Here is a 19,576-nt window from a genome sequence, read left to right on the forward strand (position 1 = left end):
TCCCGAGGGGGCAAGGGGTACCCGGGGACGCCTCGAAAGCAGTTGCGCTTTCGGGGCGTTCTTCTCTAGCGCGCTCGCCATGAGTGCGAACAAGGAAGGCGATCCGACCACGCTGAAGCGGCTGTACGGGCGCAGCCAGGGCAAGGCCCTGCGCGCCGGGCAGCAGGACCTGGTCGACACGCTGCTGCCGCAGATTGCGGTGCCGCTTGAGGGGCCGGTGACGGCGGAGGGGCTGTTCGGCCCAAGTTCGCATGGGGAGCGCCCGCTGCATTTCGAGATCGGCTTCGGCGGCGGAGAGCATCTGGCCTATCGCGCCGACCTGCTGCCCGATCACGGCTTCATCGGAGCCGAGCCCTTCGTCAACGGCGTGGCGCAGGCGCTGGTCCACGTCCGCGACGGGGCGCTGGGCAATGTCCGCATCCATCACGGCGATGCCTTGCAGGTGCTCGAACGCATCCCCGACGGCGCGCTGACAATGGTTTACCTGCTGCATCCCGATCCCTGGCCCAAGGCCAAGCACGCCAAGCGGCGGATGATGAACGATGGCCCGGTCCGGATGATCGCCGACAAGCTGAAGCCCGGCGGCGAATTCCGCTTCGGCACCGATCACGCGGTCTATGTCCGCCACGCGCTGATGGTGATGCGGCGCTTCCGCGAGGAATTCGAATGGGTAATCGACGGGCCGGACCAGTTCCGCCAGCGCCCCTCCGGCTGGCCCGAAACGCGCTACGAATACAAGGCGCGCCATACCTACGGGCACGAAGTGTGGTACTTCCGGTTCCGCCGCCGTTGAGCACGGACAGTGCGAGCTGCGCCTAGCGAGCGGAAGCAGGTTCAGTTTGCCGACCAGCCCTGTCCGCGCGAACGCGGTTCGCTGTCGGGATCGCGCCACGGGCCCAGCTCTTGAGGCTTCAACCGGTTGAGCGCGTCGAGACGCCGCCGCTGGCGCACTTCCAGCGCTAGCCGCAGGAAGGGGTGCGGTCCGTTCTTGAGCTGGCTCGGCGACATCCCGAAAAATGCGCGCACTTCCTTCACCCGGTGCGACTGGTCGAAATAGCGCAGCTCGATTTCCGGGCGGTCCTCGGGTCGGGCGACATCGAGCAGGGCCGAGGCCATGTCGAGCACCCGTGCGCGGCGCAGCGCCTGCTTGGGGGTGATCCCGAATGCGGATTTGATCAACCGCTCGATCGTGCGTTTGGAGACATCGTGGCGTTCGGCGAATTGCTCCACACTGATATCGGGATTGGCGAGGCACTGGCGCTCGAAATCGATGACGATAGGATCGGGAATCTTGCGGCCCGATGCTTCCACCAGCGGGCGGAGGAACTCGTCTTCCAGCGCGCGCAGCCATGCTTCGTAGGGCTGGTCCATGGGCACGAGCGAGCCCAGCGGCAAGTCGCGCCCGAACCACTCATCGACATCGACAATCCGGTCGAGCACTTCGCCGTTCTCGGGAAAGCCCAGCAGGCTCGCCGCGCCCGCATTCAGGTGCAGGGTGATAGCCACATACTTGCCCGAAATGCCGAGCGACATCCGCCGCGATTGCGGCCCGAAATAGAGCGCGGTGCCGTGGGGACCGGGTTGCCAGACCTGTACTCCGTCCGCCGTGCCCGCGGTCCAGGCGTCATGATAGATGATGGTGATGCACGGATGATCGATCACCCGCCCGCATTCGATGCGCATCCCTGCGGGAAGCTCGCCCTCGGCAATGCTCCACCAGTAACCCCAGGGCAGCAGGTCCCAGGCCGGAGCGCGCGACAGGGCCAGTGGCGAACCGCCCCGCGTAGCGCCGGTCTGCGACTTAATCTGCGGCCCGTTTTTCATTATGCGGAAGATTGCGTAACAAACCCGGCGATTGCAACGCCGTTAACTTCTACTAGGAGAGCACTATGGCCTCCAGCACTGATATTGCACTCATTCACCGGCTGGCAGATGCTGCCCGCGCCGAAATCCGCCCGCTGTTCCGCACCCTGATGGACAGCGAATCGAAAGGCGATTCGACTCCCGTAACGCTGGCCGATCGCAATGCCGAAGCCGCTATGCGCCGCCTGATCGAAGCGGAGGCCAGCGCGGATGGCATTTTCGGCGAGGAATATGGCGAGAAGCAGGGCGTATCGGGCCGCCAGTGGGTGCTCGATCCGATCGACGGCACCACCGCCTTCCTCGCCGGGCGGCCGATCTTCGGCACCCTGATCGCACTGCTGGAAGGTGGCTTCCCGGTGCTCGGCGTGATCGACCAGCCGATCCTTGGCGAACGCTGGCTCGGCGTGGTCGGCAAACCCACCACCTTCAACGGCCAGCCCGTGCGCACGCGCCTGTGCCCCGAACTCGACCACGCGACCATCGCCACCACCGGCCCGCATTACTTCACCGTGGAGCAGGGCGACCGCTTCATGGCGCTGGCCGGGCAGACCGATCACAAGCGCATGGTGATGGGCGGCGACTGCTACAACTACGCCACGCTGGCGAGCGGCCATATCGACATCGTCGCCGAAGCAGGCCTGAAACTGCACGATTACGCCGCGCTGGTGCCGGTGGTCGAAGGCGCAGGCGGCGTGATGAGCGACTGGCGCGGCGAGCCTTTGCACGCGGGATCGGACGGTTCCGTGCTGGCGCTGGGCGATCCGGCGCGGCTGGAGGATGTGGTGGAGGTGTTGGGAACCTAGGACTGCCCAGCTCCGACTTCCGCAGCCTGGCCGCGCAATAAAGTTGCTGCCACGCAACAGTAACGGTCAATTCGCAACTGCCCAAGCGATGGTAATCGCTTGGGCAGAGGCTTTCCCCTAGGGCGCGCCCGCGCTTCGAGCGTCGAGGCGATCTAACAGGGGTAAATCTGCATGCGTTTGTTTGTTGTTCCGGTAGCGCTCTGCGCCGCCGTCGCCGTTCCGGCTGCCGCACAGGAAGCCAATACGACCGATTCCATTGCTCGTGACGGTGTGCGCATCGAAGCACGGGCCACTTACGAGACCCCGACGGTCAGCTCGATCGAAGAAGACGACGATGTCTACAAGCTGGGCAGCGCCTTCGCTTTCGGTGGCGAAGTCGGCTTCGATCTGGCGGTGAGCAATTCGGTAGTCGTCGGTCCCTATGGCCAGTACGAGGTTTCCAGCGTCGAAAGCTGCGAAGAAGGCTTCTGCGTGTCGACGACCGATTATCTTGAAGCCGGTCTGCATATTGGCGTGGCGCTGAACGCCGAAGGCCAGCTTTTCGGCAAGCTGGGCTACGGCCAGCTCGGTTTCGAAACCAGTGGCCTTGGTCTCGATTCGACTGAAACCGGTGAAGGCGTGGCCTTTGCAGCAGGTTACGAACATGGCTTCGGCGACACGTTCTACGGCAGCGTCGAGCTTGGCTATGCCGACCTTGGCGATGTCTACGGCATCAATTTCCAGCGCCGCCATGCCGGTGTTACCGTGGGTGCCCGCTTCTAAGCGAGCGCAACTTCAGGAGCGGGCGCGGCACGCGGTCCTTGCAATTGCCGCAGGAATCGGTATGCGCGCCCGCTTCACTGACACGTGATTATTTTCCGGTCTGGCCATCAAGGGCTGCCAGGGCTGGTTGGACGTGTCTCTGTCAAAGGAGATGAAAATGCCCAAGTTGAAGACCAAGAGCGGCGTGAAGAAGCGCTTCAAGCTCACCGCCACAGGCAAGGTCAAGCATGGTGTCGCCGGCAAGCGCCACCGCCTGATCAGCCACAATGCGAAGTATATCCGCCAGAACCGCGGCACTTCGGTCCTGTCCACTGCGGACACGCCGACGATCAAGCGCTGGGCCCCTTACGGCCTCGGCTGACCGCGCGCTCTGGAAAGGAATAGACTATGACTCGCATCAAACGCGGTGTTACCACCCGCGCCAAGCACAAGCGGATTCTCGAACAGGCGAAGGGCTATCGCGGCCGTCGCAAGAACACGATCCGCGTTGCCCGCCAGGCCGTCGAAAAGGCCGGCCAGTACGCCTATCGCGATCGCAAGGTGAACAAGCGCAATTTCCGCGCGCTGTGGATCCAGCGCATCAACGCGGCAGTGCGCGGCGAAGGCCTCACCTATTCGCAGTTCATGCACGGCGTGAAGCTGGCCGGGATCGAGCTGGACCGCAAGGTCATGGCCGATCTGGCGATGAACGAAGCGGCGGCCTTTGGCCTCATCATCAAGCAGGCCAAGGAAGCGCTTCCCGCCTGACCTGATGATGTTCTGAAATACAGGAAGCGCCATCCGAAAGGGTGGCGCTTTTTGTTTGTCCCCACTAAGCGAGCGGCCATCATGAGCACCGATCACGAACAATTGGCAGACGAGACTCTGGCGCGGCTGGAAGCGGCGGGCAGCGCCGCTGACGTCGAGGCGATCCGCGTCGAGGCGCTGGGCAAGGCGGGCTGGATCAGCGCGCTGATGAAGACGCTGGGCGGCATGTCGCCCGATGAGCGGCAGGTTGAAGGCCCGCGCATCCAGGGCCTGCGCGCCCGCGTGGCCGATGCCGTCGAAGCGCGCAAGGCGGCGCTGGAGGCGGCGGAGCGCGAGGCGCGGCTGGCGACCGAAACGCTCGACCTTACCCTGCCTGCGCCTGCCGCGCCGAAGGGTTCGGTTCACCCGGTCAGCCAGGTGATGGACGAGCTGGCGGAGATTTTCGCCGATCTCGGCTTCGCGGTTGCCACGGGGCCGGAGATCGAGGACGACTGGTATAATTTCACCGCGCTCAACATGCCCGAAAGCCACCCGGCGCGAGCGATGCACGATACGTTCTACTTCCCCGACACGGCCCCTAAGGGTGGCAAGATGCTGTTGAGGACGCACACCTCGCCTGTGCAGATCCGGAGCATGATGGCGCAGGGAGCGCCGATCCGGATCATCGCGCCGGGGCGGGTCTATCGCAGCGACAGCGACGCCACGCACACGCCGATGTTCCACCAGGTCGAAGGGTTGGTGATCGACAAGGACATTCACCTCGGCCACCTGAAATGGACGCTGGAAACTTTCCTCAAGGCCTTCTTCGAGACCGAGGACATCGTCCTCCGCCTGCGTCCGAGCTACTTCCCCTTCACCGAGCCTTCGGTGGAAGTCGATGTCGGCTTCGCGCTCGTCAATGGCAAGCGGGTGCTTGGCGGCAGCGGCGATGCGCCCGGGCATGGCTGGATGGAACTGCTCGGCAGCGGCATGGTCAACCGCCGGGTGATCGAATTTGCCGGGCTCGATCCCGATGAGTGGCAGGGCTTTGCCTTCGGCGTCGGCGTCGACCGGCTTGCCATGCTCAAATACGGGATGGACGACCTGCGCGCCTTCTTTGACGGCGATGTGCGCTGGCTGGCGCATTACGGATTCAGCGGGCTCGACCAGCCGACGCTTTCCGCTGGCGTAGGAGCGAAAGCATGAAATTCTCGCTCGAATGGCTGACCTATTTCCTCGACACGCAGGCGAGCGTGGCGGAAATCTCCGCGACGCTCAACGCCATCGGGATCGAGGTCGAAGGGATCGAGGACCCGGCGGACAAGCTGGCGGGCTTCCGCGTGGCCGAAGTGCTGACTGCTGCCCCGCATCCCGATGCCGACAAGTTGCAGGTGCTCACCGTCTCGACGGGTGAAGGCGAGCCTTTGCAGGTGGTCTGCGGTGCGCCCAATGCGCGTGCGGGGATGAAGGGCGTGCTCGGCGTGGCGGGAGCGGTGGTTCCCGCCAACGGCATGGTGCTCAAGAAGAGCGCCATTCGCGGGGTCGAATCGAACGGCATGATGTGCTCTGTGCGCGAGCTCGAACTGGGCGACGAGCACGACGGGATCATCGAACTGCCCGGTGATGCGCTGGTCGGCACCCTCTTCGCCGAATACCACGGCGCATCGCCGGTGTTCGACGTGGCGGTTACTCCCAACCGCCCCGATTGCATGGGTGTCTACGGCATCGCCCGCGATCTTGCGGCGGCGGGGCTCGGCACGCTCAAGCCCTTGCGCGAACACGACATTGCCGCGACTTTCCCATGTCCGGTGGAAATTCGCACCGATGATCCTGCGGGCTGCCCCGCCTTCTACGGCCGCGTCATTCGCGGGGTCAGCAACGGTGCCAGCCCCGACTGGATGCAGCGCCGCCTGAAGGCTGCGGGCCAGCGTCCGATTTCGGCGCTGGTGGACATCACCAATTACCTGATGCTCGCCTTCGGTCGCCCGGCGCACGTCTACGATCTGGCGAAGCTCACCGGCCCGGTGGTCGCCCGCCGCGCGCGCGATGGTGAGCAGGTCGAGGCACTGAACGGCAAGACCTACACGCTCGATGCCAGCATGACGGTGATCGCCGACGACGCGGGCGTGCATGACATCGCCGGGATCATGGGCGGCGAGCAGAGCTCGGTGCAGCCCGAAACCACCGATGTGCTGCTGGAAATCGCCTACTTCGATCCGGAGCGCATCGGCGTGACCGGGCGCAAGCTGGGGCTGGCGACCGATGCCCGCACGCGGTTCGAACGCGGGGTCGATCCGGCGTGGCTGGAGGAGGGGCTGGAAAGCCTCACCAGCCTGATCCAGCGATTCTGCGGTGGAGAGGCGAGCGAAGTGGTGCGCGCAGGTTCGCCGCCGAGCGAGCCGAAGGTGATTGCCTTCGATCCGGGGCTGACCGCAAAGTTGGGCGGCGTGGATGTGCCAGAGGCGGAGCAAAAGCGCATCCTCCAGGCGCTCGATTTCAGCATCTCCAGCGATTGGACCGTCACCGTTCCGCTGCGGCGGCACGACATCGAAGGTGCTCCCGACATAGTCGAGGAAGTGGTCCGCATCCACGGGCTGGACAAGGTCGCCAGCGTCGCCCTGCCACGCCAGGAAGGTGTTGCTCGTCCCACCGCCACCCCCATGCAGGCGCTCGAACGCCGCCTGCGCCGTGCGGCTGCCGCGCGCGGGCTGAACGAGGCGGTGACCTGGTCCTTCCTGCCGGTGGCCCACGCCGAGCATTTTGCCGCCCTTCGACAGGCTCAGGATGAGCGCGCGCCGCTGTGGGTGCTCGACAACCCAATCAGCGAGGAAATGAAGGCCATGCGCCCCTCGCTGCTCCCCGGCCTGCTGGCGGCAGCGAAGCGCAATCTGGATCGCGGTGCGGATGCCCTGCGGCTGTTCGAACTGGGTCGCCGCTACCTTCGCGGGGCCGACGGCACCAGCGACGAGCGCCCGACGCTTGCCTTGCTGCTGGCGGGCGAGAAGACCCCTCGCGGCTGGGCAACCGGCAAGGCGGCCATTTACGATGCCTTCGACGCCAAGGCCGTCGCCGAAGCGCTGCTCGCCGAGGCGGGTGCTCCGGTCGACAAGCTTCAAGTGATGGGCGAGGCAGGTCCGCAGTTCCACCCCGGCCAGTCCGCCACGCTGCGGCTCGGCCCCAAGGCGGTGCTCGCCCGCTTCGGCGCGCTGCATCCCGCGACGCTTGATGCCTTTGATGTCGATGGCCCGGTAATGGCGGTGGAGATCTATCTCGACGCAATCCCGGCCCAAAGAACATCAAGGCAGGGCAAGGCGGGCTTCGCCAAGCCCGACTACGCCCCGCCCGCGCTGCAAGCCGTGTCGCGCGATTTCGCCTTCCTCGTCCCCGCCGCGCTTGCCGCTGCCGACCTGCTGCGCGCGGTGAAGGGCGCGGACAAGACGAATATTGTCGATGCCCGCGTGTTCGATGTGTTCGCCGGGCAAGGCGTGCCGGAAGGCAAGAAGAGCGTGGCGATCGAAGTGACGCTCCAACCCGGCGAGGCGAGCTACAAGGACGCCGACCTGAAGGCGATTGCCGATGCCGTTGTTGCAGCGGCGGCGAAACTGGGCGCGGAATTGCGTGGTTAGTGCGTCGACTAGGCATCTTTTCAGCCTTGGTATTCCTCGTCGGGCTACTGATCACTTTGCTGCTTGCCATCTTCGTCCTTGGGATGGAGGTCGGTGACATCAACAAGGTGGCATTCTGGCGACGCGCAGGAGTTCTAGCATTGTTCCCGGCGATGTTGGCGGCGATTCCAGTCAGGTATGCACTGTCTCTCGTGGGGGTTGCCGGACTCCTTTGTGGCTATTGGGTGTGGGAACTCTCCTATGCCACCAACGACGGCGGAATGGGCATGGCAATCGTCGGGATGGTATCGTTCGTATTCATCTCTTACGCACTGATTGTCGTTGCCTTGCGCCACACATTGTTCAAGGGATCGCGCGCCTAGCATGACCAATTCCCGCCGCACCTTCGCCATCATCTCGCACCCTGACGCGGGCAAGACAACGCTGACCGAGAAGCTGCTGCTGCAAGGCGGCGCGATCCATCTCGCTGGCGAGGTCAAGGCGCGCGGCCAGGCGCGACGGGCGCGTTCTGACTGGATGAAGATCGAACAGCAGCGCGGCATTTCGGTCACGTCCAGCGTGATGACGTTCGAGAAAGCGCACGAAGGCAAGACGATCACTTTCAACCTGCTCGACACGCCGGGGCACGAGGATTTCTCCGAAGACACATATCGCACGCTGACCGCGGTCGACTCGGCGATCATGGTGATCGACGCGGCCAAGGGGATCGAGCCGCAGACGCTGAAGCTGTTCGAGGTCTGCCGCCTGCGCTCGGTGCCGATCATCACTTTCGTCAACAAGGTGGACCGCGAGGGCCGCGACCCGTTCGAGACGCTGGACGAGGTCGCCGACAAGCTGGCGCTCGATGTCAGCCCGCAGATGTGGCCCGTGGGCATGGGCGGGCTGTTCGAAGGGCTGCTCGATTTCCGCACCGGCGAAGTGGCGCGGCCCGATGGGCCATCGAAGGAATATCTCGGGCGGCGCGATGCCGACGCGGCGATCCCGGAGAACTACCGTGACGAGATCGATCTGGCACGCGGCGGCTACCCCGAATTCGATCTCGCCGCCTTCCGCCACGGTGACCTGACCCCGGTTTATTTCGGCTCTGCGCTCAAGAACTTTGGCGTTGCCGAACTGATCGAGGGCATCGCCAGGTACGCCCCGCCGCCGCGCCCGCAGCCCTGCCAAGATTTATTGGGCGACCAGGGCGAAATCAGCCCGAGCCGCGACGAAGTGACCGGTTTCATCTTCAAGGTGCAGGCGAACATGGACCCGCAGCACCGCGACCGGATTGCTTTCATGCGGCAGGTTTCGGGCACCTTCAAACGCGGCATGAAGCTTACCCCCTCAGGGCTGGGCAAGCCGATTGCCGTGCATTCGCCGATCCTGTTCTTCGCGCAGGACCGCGAGATTGCCGATACGGCGGAAGCGGGCGACATCATCGGCATTCCCAACCACGGCACGCTGCGGGTGGGCGATACGCTGAGCGAGAAGAATACCATCCGCTTCACCGGCCTGCCCAATTTCGCCCCGGAAATCCTCCGCCGGGTGCAATTGCGCGATCCCACCAAGACCAAGCAATTGCGGAAAGCGCTCGACGATCTGTCCGAAGAGGGCGTGATCCAGGTGTTCTACCCGGTGATCGGCGGATCGAGCATTGTCGGCGTGGTCGGGCAGTTGCAATTGGAAGTGCTGATTTCGCGGCTGGAAGCCGAATACAAGGTGGAAGCGGCGCTCGAAGCCAGCCCCTTCGCCACCGCCCGCTGGATGCAGGGACCGCAGGACAAGCTCGACGAGTTCGAGCGGTTCAACCAGGGCAACTTGGCGAAAGACCGCGACGGCGACCTGGTGTTCATGGCCCGCAGCGCGTGGGATGTCGGCTACCAGCAGGAAAAGAACCCGGAGATCGTGTTCTCGGCGACCAAGGAGCGGTGACAGTCAGGGAAAGGGCAGTTAGACCTTCCTGATGGCCGATTTCACCGACACCCTCACCGACAAGCATATCGCGATGATCGAACGCCAGCCGGTGTTCTTCGTTGCCACGGCTGCACCTGACGCGCGTATCAACCTGTCGCCCAAGGGATTGGCCGATACCTTTCGGGTACTCGCGCCAGACCGGGTCGCCTATCTCGATCTCGGCGGATCGGGGAACGAGACCAATGCGCATTTGATAGCAGACGGGCGAATAACGCTGATGGTCTGCAATTTCGAGAACCCGGCGCTGATCCTGCGCATCTACGGCACGGGCAAGCCGGTGCTGCCTTGGGAAAGCGGCTGGGACGAGATTTCCGCGCATTTCACACTGCTCCCCGGCACGCGGCAGATTTTCGATATCGCGGTCGAAAGTGTCCAGACCAGCTGCGGCTGGGGCGTGCCGATGATGGATTTCGAGCGGCACCGCGAAACGCTGGTGAAATACCATGCGCAGGCCGATCCGGTCGAATGGGCGGGCAAGCACAAGCGGCGGCGCGAATCTATCGACGGCCTGCCGACGCGCCCGACCGATCGCTATATTGCCGGAACCATGCCGAACCCCGAAAATTGAGGGGGGAAAGCTGATGCGGCTCACTTTTGCGAGCTACAACATCCACAAGGGCGTTGGCGGGGACCGGCGGCGCGATCCGCTGCGGATTCTCGACGTGATCGATGAGCTGGATGCCGATGTGGTCGCGCTGCAGGAAGTCGATATCCGCTTCGGCAATCGCCAGAGCGTGCTCGATCTGGGCGACCTGACCGCGCGCGGCTGGCAGGTGGGCGCTGTCCCCACCTTGCCGGCCAGCATGGGCTGGCACGGTAATGCCCTGCTGGTGCGCGAGGGGCTGGAGATCGTCGAAGTCGAGGCCGCGCATCTCCCGCGCATCGAACCGCGCGGTGCTATCCGGGCGACCCTGCGCAGCGGCACGCAGGAGATTTGCGTGACGGGCATGCATCTCGATCTCAGCGGGCTGCGGCGCAAGCGGCAGTTCGCGCATGTCTGCAACGCCAGCCGCGCGCCCGGCCTCCCTGCGGTGATGCTCGGCGATTGCAACGAATGGATTCGCCCGATCGGCGGCGAGCGCGGGCTGGCGGCGCACTGGGAAGTGATCGCGCCTGGCAACAGTTTCCCTGCGCGCCGCCCGGTGCTCGCGCTCGACCGGCTGATGCACACGCCTGACTGGCAGGTAGAGGAGATGGGCGTTCACAATAGCATGCTTGCGCGGCAGGCATCGGACCATCTGCCGATCCGCGCCGTGCTTTCGCTGAAGGCCTGACGCCCGCAACCCTGCCTCAATTTTAAGCGCCGCTGCCCGGTTTTTGTGCGCTGCAACATGCGCCCACCGTGCCGCTCGCTCTAACGCCTTTGTAAATCCACCCGAAAGCGAAACTGGCACACCCCTTGCAGAAGGAACCCCTGGCCGGGGATGACGCCGGCGAAGAACAGGGGTCAGTGATGAAATTTGTCATCGCCATCATAAAGCCGTTCAAACTCGACGAAGTGCGTGAAGCGCTCGCCGGGGTCGGTGTCGCCGGGATGACCGTCTCGGAAGTGAAAGGGTTCGGCCGCCAGAAGGGCCAGACCGAAATTTATCGCGGCGCCGAATATTCGGTCAACATGCTGCCCAAGGTGAAGCTCGAAATCGCGGTGAGCGACGAGATGATGCCGAAGGTGGTCGAAGCCATCCAGCAAACCGCCAGCACGCAAAGCATCGGCGACGGGAAGATTTTCGTGCTCGACCTCGCGTCGACCACGCGGATCCGCACCGGCGAAACCGACGAAACCGCGCTTTGATCAGGGGGTCAAGAACATGAAATCGACACTTATCAAAATCGGTGCTGTCGGCCTGACCGCACTGCTCGCATCGCACCCGGCGCTTGCTGCCGTCGTGGCCGATGCGCCCGTGGCGGAAGTCGCTGAAGCAGTGGTTGAAGCTGCTCCGGCCGTGCCCAATCCGGGCAACAACGCCTGGATGATGACCGCTACCATCCTCGTCCTGCTGATGATCCTGCCCGGATTGGCGCTGTTCTACGGCGGCCTGACCCGATCCAAGAACATGCTTTCCACCATGACCCAGATTGGCGCGACTGCCGCTCTGGCGATGCTGGTTTGGGTGATGTGGGGCTATTCGCTGGCTTTTGGCGATACGGTTTATGAAGGCACGCTGGGCCTGTTCATCAGCGGCGGCAGCTATTTCCTGTCCGGCACCGATGCCAGCAGCACGGCAGCCACCTTCACCGATGAAGTCATCAGCAAATATGTCTTCATCAGCTTCCAGATGACTTTCGCCGCCATCACCGCCGCGCTGATCCTCGGATCGACGGCGGAGCGGATGAAGTTTTCCGCCACGATGATGTTCGTGCCGCTCTGGCTCACCATCGTCTATTTTCCCATCGCGCATATGGTGTGGGCCGGCGGTGGCCTGCTGTTCGAAGACGGCGCGCTCGATTTCGCTGGCGGCACCGTGGTGCATATCAATGCCGGTGTTTCGGGCCTCGTCCTCGCCTACCTGCTGGGCAAGCGTCGCGGCTACCCCGATGAGCAGATGCCGCCACACTCGATGACCATGACAATGGTCGGCACCGGACTGCTCTGGGTCGGTTGGTTTGGCTTCAACGCCGGGTCGGCGCTCGAAGCCGACGGTTCTGCGGGCCTCGCCATGATCAACACCTTTGTCGCCACGGCGGCGGGCGGTCTGGCGTGGATGGTGATCGAGCGGATTGCCGGTCACAAGGGTTCGGCGCTGGGCTTCTGCTCGGGCGTGATCGCCGGTCTGGTTGCGGTTACGCCGGCGGCGGGCAATTCCGGGCCGTTCGGCGCGATCCTGCTCGGCATTGTCTCATCGCTGATCTGCTACCTCGCGGTGGCCAAGGTGAAAGGCAAGTTCGGCTATGACGACTCGCTCGATGCTTTCGGCATCCACGGGATCGGCGGCATCGTCGGCGCGATCGGCACGGCGGTGGTCTACCAGGCCTTCCTGGGCGGCCCCGGCGACGGATCGACGGCGATGGGTACGCAACTGTTCATCCAGTTCAAGAGCGTCGTCATCACCATCCTTTGGGCCGGCATCGGCACCCTGATTGCCGGTCTGCTGACCAAGATGGTCGTCGGCCTCCGGGTTACCGAAGAAGCCGAAGTCGAAGGGCTCGACATCTCCGAACACGGGGAACGCGCCTACAACTGATACCCAGCTTGGCGGGGTCGGGAACCTCCTCCTCTCCCTCTCGACCCCGCCTCACCACGTTCCTCCTGCGAACGTACAACTGACAAGGGCCGGAGCCACCCGCTCCGGCCCCTTTTTTGTCATTTTTCCTGTTACCAGACCTAACCGCTGCCAGACTTTCCAGTTGCCAGCCGGGGGCGATCCGCCGCACAAGTGACGCAGCAACAGGAGAACTCCCGATGAAACTCGTGATCGCTATCATCAAGCCGCACAAGCTGGACGATGTACGCGAGGCTTTGGCCGGGATCGGTGTCACCGGGATGACCGCATGCGAAGCCAAGGGATTCGGGCGGCAGAAGGGGCAGACCGAGATCTACCGCGGTGCAGAATATGCGGTGAACATGCTCCCAAAGGTGCGGCTGGAAATCGCCGCCAGTAACGATCTTGCCCCGCGCATAGTCGAAACCATTCGTGCCGCGGCCAACAATGGCCAGATTGGCGATGGCAAGATCTTCGTTCTCGAACTGGGTAGCGCAACGCGAATCCGTACGGGCGAAGAAGGCGAACTCGCGCTCTGAGGCAGCATTTATCAAATTGCTTCGCGAAGTGTCAGATTCGCGACTACGTTATATTTTTGCAACAGTGCGGCGCGGATGGGCAGCGAATTGCCTTCGGCAGGCTAATTGCGCCTGAATTATAGGGACTTGGCCATTATGCCGCGATGCGGTATCGCGTTCCAAGCCAATCGCTTAACTTCTTTTGAAGTGGCTTCGAAAGGAGTGCCGGTTGCCTTAATTCCACGCGCCTCTTAAGGGGAAGTGTGAAGGTTCAAAGGGGATTTATTGCTATGCGTAAAATTGCTCTCGGACTGGGTGTTGCTGCGGTTGCCCTTTCGGTGCCGGCAATGGCCCGGGACGGCCAGGCCTATTTCGGTGCCGAAGGCGGCGTGGTGTTCCCGGATGATTTCGATACCGACATTGGCGATGTCTCCGATGCCTCGACCACCTCGAGCGATATCGGCTGGGAACTCGCCGGTTTCCTGGGTTATGACTGGGGTGTGCTCCGCACCGAGATCGAAGGCTCGTATCGCGAATGGGACGTGGCCGAAATCTCCACTCCTGATGACGGCGTTGGCATCCCCTTGTTCGACGACACTCCGGTAACCGGAACACTGAATTATGGTGGCGAACTGCGGCAGACTTCGGTCATGGCCAATGCGCTGCTCGATTTCGGTGGTGAAGACGGCATCGGCTTCTCGATCGGAGCGGGCGCGGGTCACACTTGGCTTGGCGCCGATACCACCGCTTCCCCCAGCGGTCCCGGTCATCTGGATGACGAAGATCACCAGTGGGCATGGCAGGCGCTGGCGCAACTACGCTTCCCTGTGAACGATGATGTCGAAGTTTCTCTGGGGTATCGCTACTTCAGCACCCAGGAATTCACCCTGACCGATTCTATCGGCCGGACCAATGAATTCGAACTGGCGACGCATTCGGCGCGGCTTGGCGTGATTATCAATCTGGGTGGCGATGTGGCTCCGCCGCCTCCGCCTCCCCCGCCTCCTCCGCCACCGCCGCCTCCGCCGCCTCCGCCTCCTCCGCCCCCGCCGCCTCCGCCGCCGCAGGCGCAGTGCAACACCGGGCCTTACATCGTGTTCTTCGACTGGGATCAGTCGGCGATCACGCCGGAAGCGGCTACCGTGCTCAACTCGGCCACCACTGCCTATCGCGACTGCGGCACCGCCCGCGTCATGCTGGCAGGCCACGCTGACCGTTCGGGTGCAGCCACCTACAACGTCGGCCTGTCCGAGCGTCGTAACGCTGCGGTGCGTGACTACCTCACCGGTCGTGGCATTCCTGCCGCGCGGATCAGCAGCGAAGCCTTCGGCGAATCGATGCCCCGCGTCGCCACTGCCGACGGTGTCCGCGAACTGCAGAACCGCCGCGTGGAAGTTACCTACGGCCCCGGCTCCGGTAACTAAGGGCGTTCGGGCAACTGAGCCCTAACCTGCCACAACGGCACACAAACGAAGGGCCGGGAGAGCAATCTCCCGGCCCTTTGTGTTGGGCCTTGCTAGCTTCCTGGTCCTGACGGGGAGATTACCGGGGCGGCTGCAAGTTTCCTTCTCTCCATCGCGCCCGAATCATGTCCGAAGTTTCGCGGCTTCCATCGTGGCTCCAGCCCGGCTCCCGCCAGAGGTAGGACAACTTGTGCCGCCACGGCGCGCGCGCGATATCGCGGGCAATGGCCACCCATTCGTGGAACACCGCCTTCAGCACGTTGAAGCTGCCGAGCTGGTGAACGATCCCATACCGAATGCGGTCCGCATCGTCCTCGGGTGAGAATGTGCCGAACACCCGGTCCCAGACGATAAAAGTTCCCGCGTAATTGCGATCGAGATAGCGCGCGTTCACCGCGTGATGGACTCGGTGGTGCGAGGGCGTGTTCATCACTGCTTCGAACCAGCGCGGCATCCTCCCGATCGCTTCGGTATGGATCCAGAACTGGTAGATCAGGTTGAACCCGCCACAGACCAGGATCATTCCCGGCTCCAATCCCGCCAGCGCCAGCGGCAGCCGGAACACGAACGACAGCGCGACAAACCCCGTCCAGCTCTGCCGCAGCGCCGTCGAGAGGTTGTAGTGCTGACTGGAATGGTGGTTGACGTGGCTCGCCCAGAACCAGCGCACCCGGTGCGCGCTGCGGTGGAAGCAATAATAGGCCAGATCGTCGAGCACGAAGCACAACGGCCAGGCCCACCAGGCCCAGCCGATCTCGACCGGCGCGATGCTGTGAGCCCAGACCAGCAGTCCCGCCACCGCCCCGCCAGCGAATCCACTCGCCACCGTGCTCCCCAGTCCGATGGCAAGCGAAGTCGCGGTGTCGCGCGATTCGTAGGCTGCCGGATTGCGCTTCCTTGCCCACAGCAGTTCGGCGACGATCAGTAACACGAATACGGGAATGGCATAGGCGACAGGATCGAAAGGCATGTTGTCAGCTAGCATCCTCATGCTGCGCCGCCCAGTCTCCTGCCGAATCGCCGAGCCGCAGGGTGAACGCGCTTAGGCCGATATTCTTGCAAACGATGGTGAGCCTGCCGTCACTGGCCGATAGTCTGGCGGATGGGAGCAGCACCCGCGCTACGAACTGCCCGCCGTGGGGCGCAAGCAGCGCAATCCGGCCATCCCTGTCGCGCGCAATGGCTCCGCTCCCCTCGCTATCGAGCGCCAGAGCAATCGGTTCGAACCCACCGGGAGCCAGCCGCAGCATCTCGCGCGCTTCGGCTTCCGAACCGAGCAGTCCACCTTTGGAAAAGCCGAGAAAATGCACCAGCAGAACCAGCGCCACCACTGCGCCGAGCGATGCGGTAAACTGTGCAACCTGACCTGTCATTACCAACCCAATTCCTGCTCCCAAATATCTACCGAAAGCGCCGCTTCGCATTCAAATCGTGGGGCCAAACCGGCGCCAATAGGTAGCATTCTTAAATCATTCGCATCGGCCCGGATTTGCGTCTATAAGCCCGCAACTGGAGTGGCGGGCAAGTCCATCGCTTCCGGTCGGCGGGAATATCGTCCGTATCGCCGGCTTGAGTGGCAGGACGCGGTCAAGGGTTTTTGGTTTACATGGGTTACGACAAAGGACGTCGCGGGCGGGGACGCGACAAGCGGGATGGTTTCGGAGAAGAAGGGTTCGATCCTTTCGGCGAACCCAAGCCGATGGAAAGCGGCGGCTGGCGCAGCGGCGGCAATGATCGCTTTGGCGGTGGTGGCGGCGGTGATCGCTTCGGCGGCGGCGGCGGCAGCAGCTTCGGCGGTGGCAACCGCGGCGGTGGTGGCGGCTTCAGCGGCGGCCCGCGTGGCGGTGGCGCCGGCGGTGCTCCGCGCGGTCCGGGTGGCGGCGGTGGCGGCATGCCCGCGCAGGTCGTCGGCACCGGCCAGGGCAAGGTCAAGTTCTTCAACGCCGCGAAGGGCTTCGGCTTCATCCAGCGCGATGAAGGCGGGGAAGACGTGTTCGTCCACATCAGTCAGGTCGAGCGTGCCGGCCTGGAAGCGCTTGCCGAAGGGCAGGAGCTGCAATTCAATCTCGTCGATCGCGGCGGCAAGGTTTCGGCGGCCGATCTGCAGATCGTCGGCGATGTCATCGCTGCTCCTGCGAAGGCAGCACCGCAGCGCGAGCTGACCGGTGACAAGGCCGTGGGCACGGTCAAGTTCTTCAATGCGATGAAAGGGTTCGGCTTCATCACGCGCGACGATGGCAAGGAAGACGCCTTCGTGCACATCAGCGCGGTGGAACGCTCGGGCCTGCAGGGCATCGAAGAGGGTGACCGCTTCGAGTTCGATCTCGAAGTCGATCGACGAGGCAAGTACTCGGCCGTTAACCTGGTTCCGGTTCAGGCCTGAAGGCCGCTCCCGGTGCAAGACCGGGTTTTGGGCGGCCGAGCGTTTGACCGGCCGCCTGCTCCATCATAAGAGAGAAGCGTAAAGGCGGTCGGTCCCACGGGGCCTGGCCGCCCTTTCTCTTTTTGTCTGATGAAGGAATAACCGATGTCGATACCTGCGCTGATGCCCGTCTATCCCCGGTGCGGCGTGCGGCCTGTGCGCGGCGAGCATTGCCACCTGATCGATGAGGACGGCACCCGCTATCTCGATTTCGCTGCGGGCATCGCGGTCAACCTGCTTGGCCACAACCATGAAGGGCTGATCGGGGCGATCCAGCAGCAGGCGGCGAAGCTGATGCACGTTTCCAATCTCTACGGCAGCCCGCAGGGCGAGGCACTGGCGCAGCGGCTGGTCGATCTGACCTTTGCCGATACGGTGTTCTTCACCAATTCGGGTGCCGAAGCGGTGGAATGCGCGATCAAGACCGCGCGCGCCTATCACCAGCATGTCGGCAATGACGACAAGTTCGAGCTGATTACCTTCAAGAACGCCTTCCACGGGAGGACGATGGCCACGATCAGCGCTTCGAATCAGGAGAAGATGCACAAGGGTTTCATGCCGTTGCTGCCGGGCTTCAAATACGTCGATTTCGACGATCTGGAAGGCGCCAAGGCGGCCATCGGCCCGAACACGGCGGGCTTTCTGGTCGAGCCGGTGCAGGGCGAGGGCGGCATCCGCGCCGGTTCGCCCGAATTCATCAAGGGACTGCGCGAGCTGGCAGACAAGCACGACCTGATGCTGATCTTCGACGAAGTGCAGTGCGGCGTTGCCCGCACCGGCACGCTCTATGCCTACGAGCAGTACGGCGTGGAGCCCGACATCATGGCGACGGCGAAAGGCATCGGCGGCGGCTTCCCGATCGGCGCCTGCCTCGCCACCGAAAAGGCCGCGCGCGGCATGGTGGCGGGCACCCACGGATCCACCTACGGCGGCAATCCACTGGCGATGGCTGCGGGCATGGCCGTGCTGGACGCAGTGGCGAACGAGGAATTCCTTGCCGAAGTCCGCACCAAGGGCGAGCGGCTGCGCGGGCGGCTCGAACAGTTCATCGGCAATTACCCCGATCTGTTCGTCGAAGTGCGCGGCATGGGGCTGATGCTCGGCCTCAAGATGAAGGGTGAACCGCGTCCATTCATGATCCACCTGCGCGACAACCACCAACTGCTGACCGTTGCGGCGGGGGATTCGACGCTGCGGCTGCTGCCACCGCTGGTGATCGGCGATGCGGAGATGGACGAATTCTTCGACAAGCTGTCGGCAGCTGCGGCGAGTTACCAGCCTGAGCCGGTTCCGGCATGACCGCGCGGCATTTCCTCGATCTGAGCGATGCGGGGGGAGACGCCATCGCGGCGATGCTGGGCGATGCGATCGATCGCAAGGCCGCGCGGCAGGGCCAGCCCAAGGGGCGCGCCGATGCCGATGCGCCTTTGGCAGGCCGGGTGCTGGCGATGGTGTTCGAAAAAAACTCCACCCGCACCCGCGTCAGCTTCGATATGGCGATGCGCCAGCTCGGGGGCTCTGCTCTGATCCTCGATGCGGGTACTTCGCAATTGGGGCGCGGCGAATCGATTGCCGATACCGCACGCGTACTCAGCCGCATGGCCGATGCGATCATGGTGCGCACCAGCGACCACGCCAAGATCGAGGAGATGGCGCGCCATGCCAGCGTGCCGGTGATCAACGGCCTGACCGATCGTTCGCACCCATGCCAGATCGTCGCCGACCTGCTGACCATGATCGAACACAAGAAGCCGCTGCCTGGACTGGAAGTGGCCTGGTTCGGTGATGGCAACAACGTGCTGCATTCGATCCTTGAGGCAGCGGCGCTGATGAAGTTCAACGTCAGGATCGCTACGCCTGCGGGCTATGAGCCCGAGGCCGAATTCGTCGATATGTCGCGCGCTGCCGGTTGTGCTGTCGTGCTGACGCAGGACGCAGCGGCGGCTGCTTCCGGGGCCGATGTGTTGGTTACCGATACCTGGGTGTCGATGGGGCAGGCCGATTCGGCAGAAAAGCTCGCCGCGATGGAGCCCTATCGCGTCGATTCCGCACTAATGGCGCTGGCCAAGCCTGACGCGGTGTTCCTGCACTGCCTGCCCGCCCATGTCGGGGAAGAGGTGAGCGAGGGCGTGTTCGAGGGCCCGCAATCTGTTGTGTTCGACGAGGCGGAGAACCGCATTCACGCGCAGAAGTCGGTGCTGCTGTGGTGCTTCGGCTTGCTCGGATGAAAGCACTCC

At 63.7% G+C, this 19,576-nt stretch carries 21 protein-coding genes; 18 read left to right on the forward strand and 3 right to left on the reverse strand.

All coding sequences use genetic code 11. The annotated features are described in order from the left end of the window. The first annotated feature begins 79 nt into the window (after positions 1 to 79). The gene (trmB, locus tag JY451_07310) at positions 80 to 793 is read left to right on the forward strand and encodes a tRNA (guanosine(46)-N7)-methyltransferase TrmB (GenBank protein QZH76334.1); all 714 of its coding nucleotides are present in this window, start codon (positions 80 to 82) and stop codon (positions 791 to 793) included. Positions 794 to 834: 41 nt separating this feature from the next. Here the strand turns inward: trmB and JY451_07315 are convergent, their stop codons facing one another. Next, the gene (locus tag JY451_07315) at positions 835 to 1,824 is read right to left on the reverse strand and encodes a helix-turn-helix domain-containing protein (protein QZH76335.1); all 990 of its coding nucleotides are present in this window, start codon (positions 1,822 to 1,824) and stop codon (positions 835 to 837) included. Between the two features lie 65 nt (positions 1,825 to 1,889). Here JY451_07315 and JY451_07320 point away from each other — a divergent pair, with 65 nt between their 5' ends. From JY451_07320 to JY451_07385, 14 genes are all read left to right on the forward strand, one after another. Further along, positions 1,890 to 2,666, forward strand: coding sequence for an inositol monophosphatase family protein (locus tag JY451_07320; protein ID QZH76336.1), 777 nt, complete (start codon positions 1,890 to 1,892; stop codon positions 2,664 to 2,666). A gap of 171 nt (positions 2,667 to 2,837) precedes the next feature. Further along, positions 2,838 to 3,428 (forward strand): outer membrane beta-barrel protein, encoded by a 591-nt coding sequence (locus JY451_07325; protein ID QZH76337.1) that lies wholly within the window; start codon positions 2,838 to 2,840, stop codon positions 3,426 to 3,428. A 157-nt stretch (positions 3,429 to 3,585) separates the two neighbouring features. Then, entirely contained in the window at positions 3,586 to 3,789 is a 204-nt protein-coding gene (gene rpmI, locus JY451_07330; protein ID QZH76338.1) for a 50S ribosomal protein L35, read from the forward strand. Between the two features lie 26 nt (positions 3,790 to 3,815). Next, positions 3,816 to 4,175 (forward strand): 50S ribosomal protein L20, encoded by a 360-nt coding sequence (gene rplT, locus JY451_07335; GenBank protein QZH76339.1) that lies wholly within the window; start codon positions 3,816 to 3,818, stop codon positions 4,173 to 4,175. Positions 4,176 to 4,256: 81 nt separating this feature from the next. After that, complete coding sequence (gene pheS, locus JY451_07340; GenBank protein QZH76340.1) at positions 4,257 to 5,360, forward strand: phenylalanine--tRNA ligase subunit alpha; 1,104 nt, start codon at positions 4,257 to 4,259, stop codon at positions 5,358 to 5,360. Beyond that, positions 5,357 to 7,780, forward strand: a complete 2,424-nt coding sequence (locus tag JY451_07345; GenBank protein ID QZH76341.1) for a phenylalanine--tRNA ligase subunit beta — start codon at positions 5,357 to 5,359, stop codon at positions 7,778 to 7,780. Before pheS ends, JY451_07345 begins: the two co-directional genes overlap by 4 nt. A 26-nt stretch (positions 7,781 to 7,806) precedes the next feature. Then, the gene (locus tag JY451_07350; protein QZH76342.1) at positions 7,807 to 8,142 is read left to right on the forward strand and encodes a hypothetical protein; all 336 of its coding nucleotides are present in this window, start codon (positions 7,807 to 7,809) and stop codon (positions 8,140 to 8,142) included. Between the two features lies 1 nt (position 8,143). Continuing rightward, entirely contained in the window at positions 8,144 to 9,694 is a 1,551-nt protein-coding gene (locus JY451_07355) for a peptide chain release factor 3 (protein QZH76343.1), read from the forward strand. A gap of 31 nt (positions 9,695 to 9,725) precedes the next feature. Beyond that, the gene (locus JY451_07360) at positions 9,726 to 10,304 is read left to right on the forward strand and encodes a pyridoxamine 5'-phosphate oxidase family protein (GenBank protein ID QZH76344.1); all 579 of its coding nucleotides are present in this window, start codon (positions 9,726 to 9,728) and stop codon (positions 10,302 to 10,304) included. 13 nt (positions 10,305 to 10,317) lie between these two features. Next, positions 10,318 to 11,010 (forward strand): endonuclease/exonuclease/phosphatase family protein, encoded by a 693-nt coding sequence (locus JY451_07365; GenBank protein ID QZH76345.1) that lies wholly within the window; start codon positions 10,318 to 10,320, stop codon positions 11,008 to 11,010. A 179-nt stretch (positions 11,011 to 11,189) separates the two neighbouring features. Further along, positions 11,190 to 11,528 carry a P-II family nitrogen regulator gene (locus tag JY451_07370; GenBank protein ID QZH76346.1) on the forward strand — a complete coding sequence of 113 codons (339 nt, stop codon included), beginning with the start codon at positions 11,190 to 11,192 and terminating at the stop codon, positions 11,526 to 11,528. 16 nt (positions 11,529 to 11,544) lie between these two features. Then, positions 11,545 to 12,918 carry an ammonium transporter gene (locus JY451_07375; GenBank protein ID QZH76347.1) on the forward strand — a complete coding sequence of 458 codons (1,374 nt, stop codon included), beginning with the start codon at positions 11,545 to 11,547 and terminating at the stop codon, positions 12,916 to 12,918. Between the two features lie 218 nt (positions 12,919 to 13,136). Then, positions 13,137 to 13,475 (forward strand): P-II family nitrogen regulator, encoded by a 339-nt coding sequence (locus JY451_07380; protein QZH76348.1) that lies wholly within the window; start codon positions 13,137 to 13,139, stop codon positions 13,473 to 13,475. Between the two features lie 269 nt (positions 13,476 to 13,744). After that, the gene (locus JY451_07385) at positions 13,745 to 14,878 is read left to right on the forward strand and encodes an OmpA family protein (GenBank protein QZH76349.1); all 1,134 of its coding nucleotides are present in this window, start codon (positions 13,745 to 13,747) and stop codon (positions 14,876 to 14,878) included. Between the two features lie 118 nt (positions 14,879 to 14,996). Here the strand turns inward: JY451_07385 and JY451_07390 are convergent, their stop codons facing one another. Both JY451_07390 and JY451_07395 read right to left on the reverse strand, forming a co-directional pair. After that, positions 14,997 to 15,887, reverse strand: a complete 891-nt coding sequence (locus JY451_07390; GenBank protein QZH76628.1) for a sterol desaturase family protein — start codon at positions 15,885 to 15,887, stop codon at positions 14,997 to 14,999. Positions 15,888 to 15,891: 4 nt separating this feature from the next. Continuing rightward, positions 15,892 to 16,290, reverse strand: a complete 399-nt coding sequence (locus JY451_07395; GenBank protein QZH76350.1) for a hypothetical protein — start codon at positions 16,288 to 16,290, stop codon at positions 15,892 to 15,894. Positions 16,291 to 16,523: 233 nt separating this feature from the next. Between JY451_07395 and JY451_07400 the strand changes: the two genes are divergently transcribed. The 3 genes from JY451_07400 (at position 16,524) to argF (ending at position 19,567) form a co-directional block, all read left to right on the forward strand. Further along, entirely contained in the window at positions 16,524 to 17,300 is a 777-nt protein-coding gene (locus JY451_07400; protein ID QZH76351.1) for a cold-shock protein, read from the forward strand. 144 nt (positions 17,301 to 17,444) lie between these two features. After that, entirely contained in the window at positions 17,445 to 18,638 is a 1,194-nt protein-coding gene (locus tag JY451_07405) for an aspartate aminotransferase family protein (protein QZH76352.1), read from the forward strand. Beyond that, a complete protein-coding gene (argF, locus tag JY451_07410; GenBank protein QZH76353.1) occupies positions 18,635 to 19,567 on the forward strand; it encodes an ornithine carbamoyltransferase in 933 nt (310 codons plus the stop codon). The genes JY451_07405 and argF overlap by 4 nt, the downstream gene beginning before the upstream one ends. The last annotated feature ends 9 nt before the right edge of the window (positions 19,568 to 19,576 follow it).

Origin of the sequence: Erythrobacter sp., from assembly GCA_019739335.1 — a bacterium.
In the GTDB taxonomy this organism is placed as follows: Bacteria; Pseudomonadota; Alphaproteobacteria; order Sphingomonadales; family Sphingomonadaceae; genus Alteraurantiacibacter.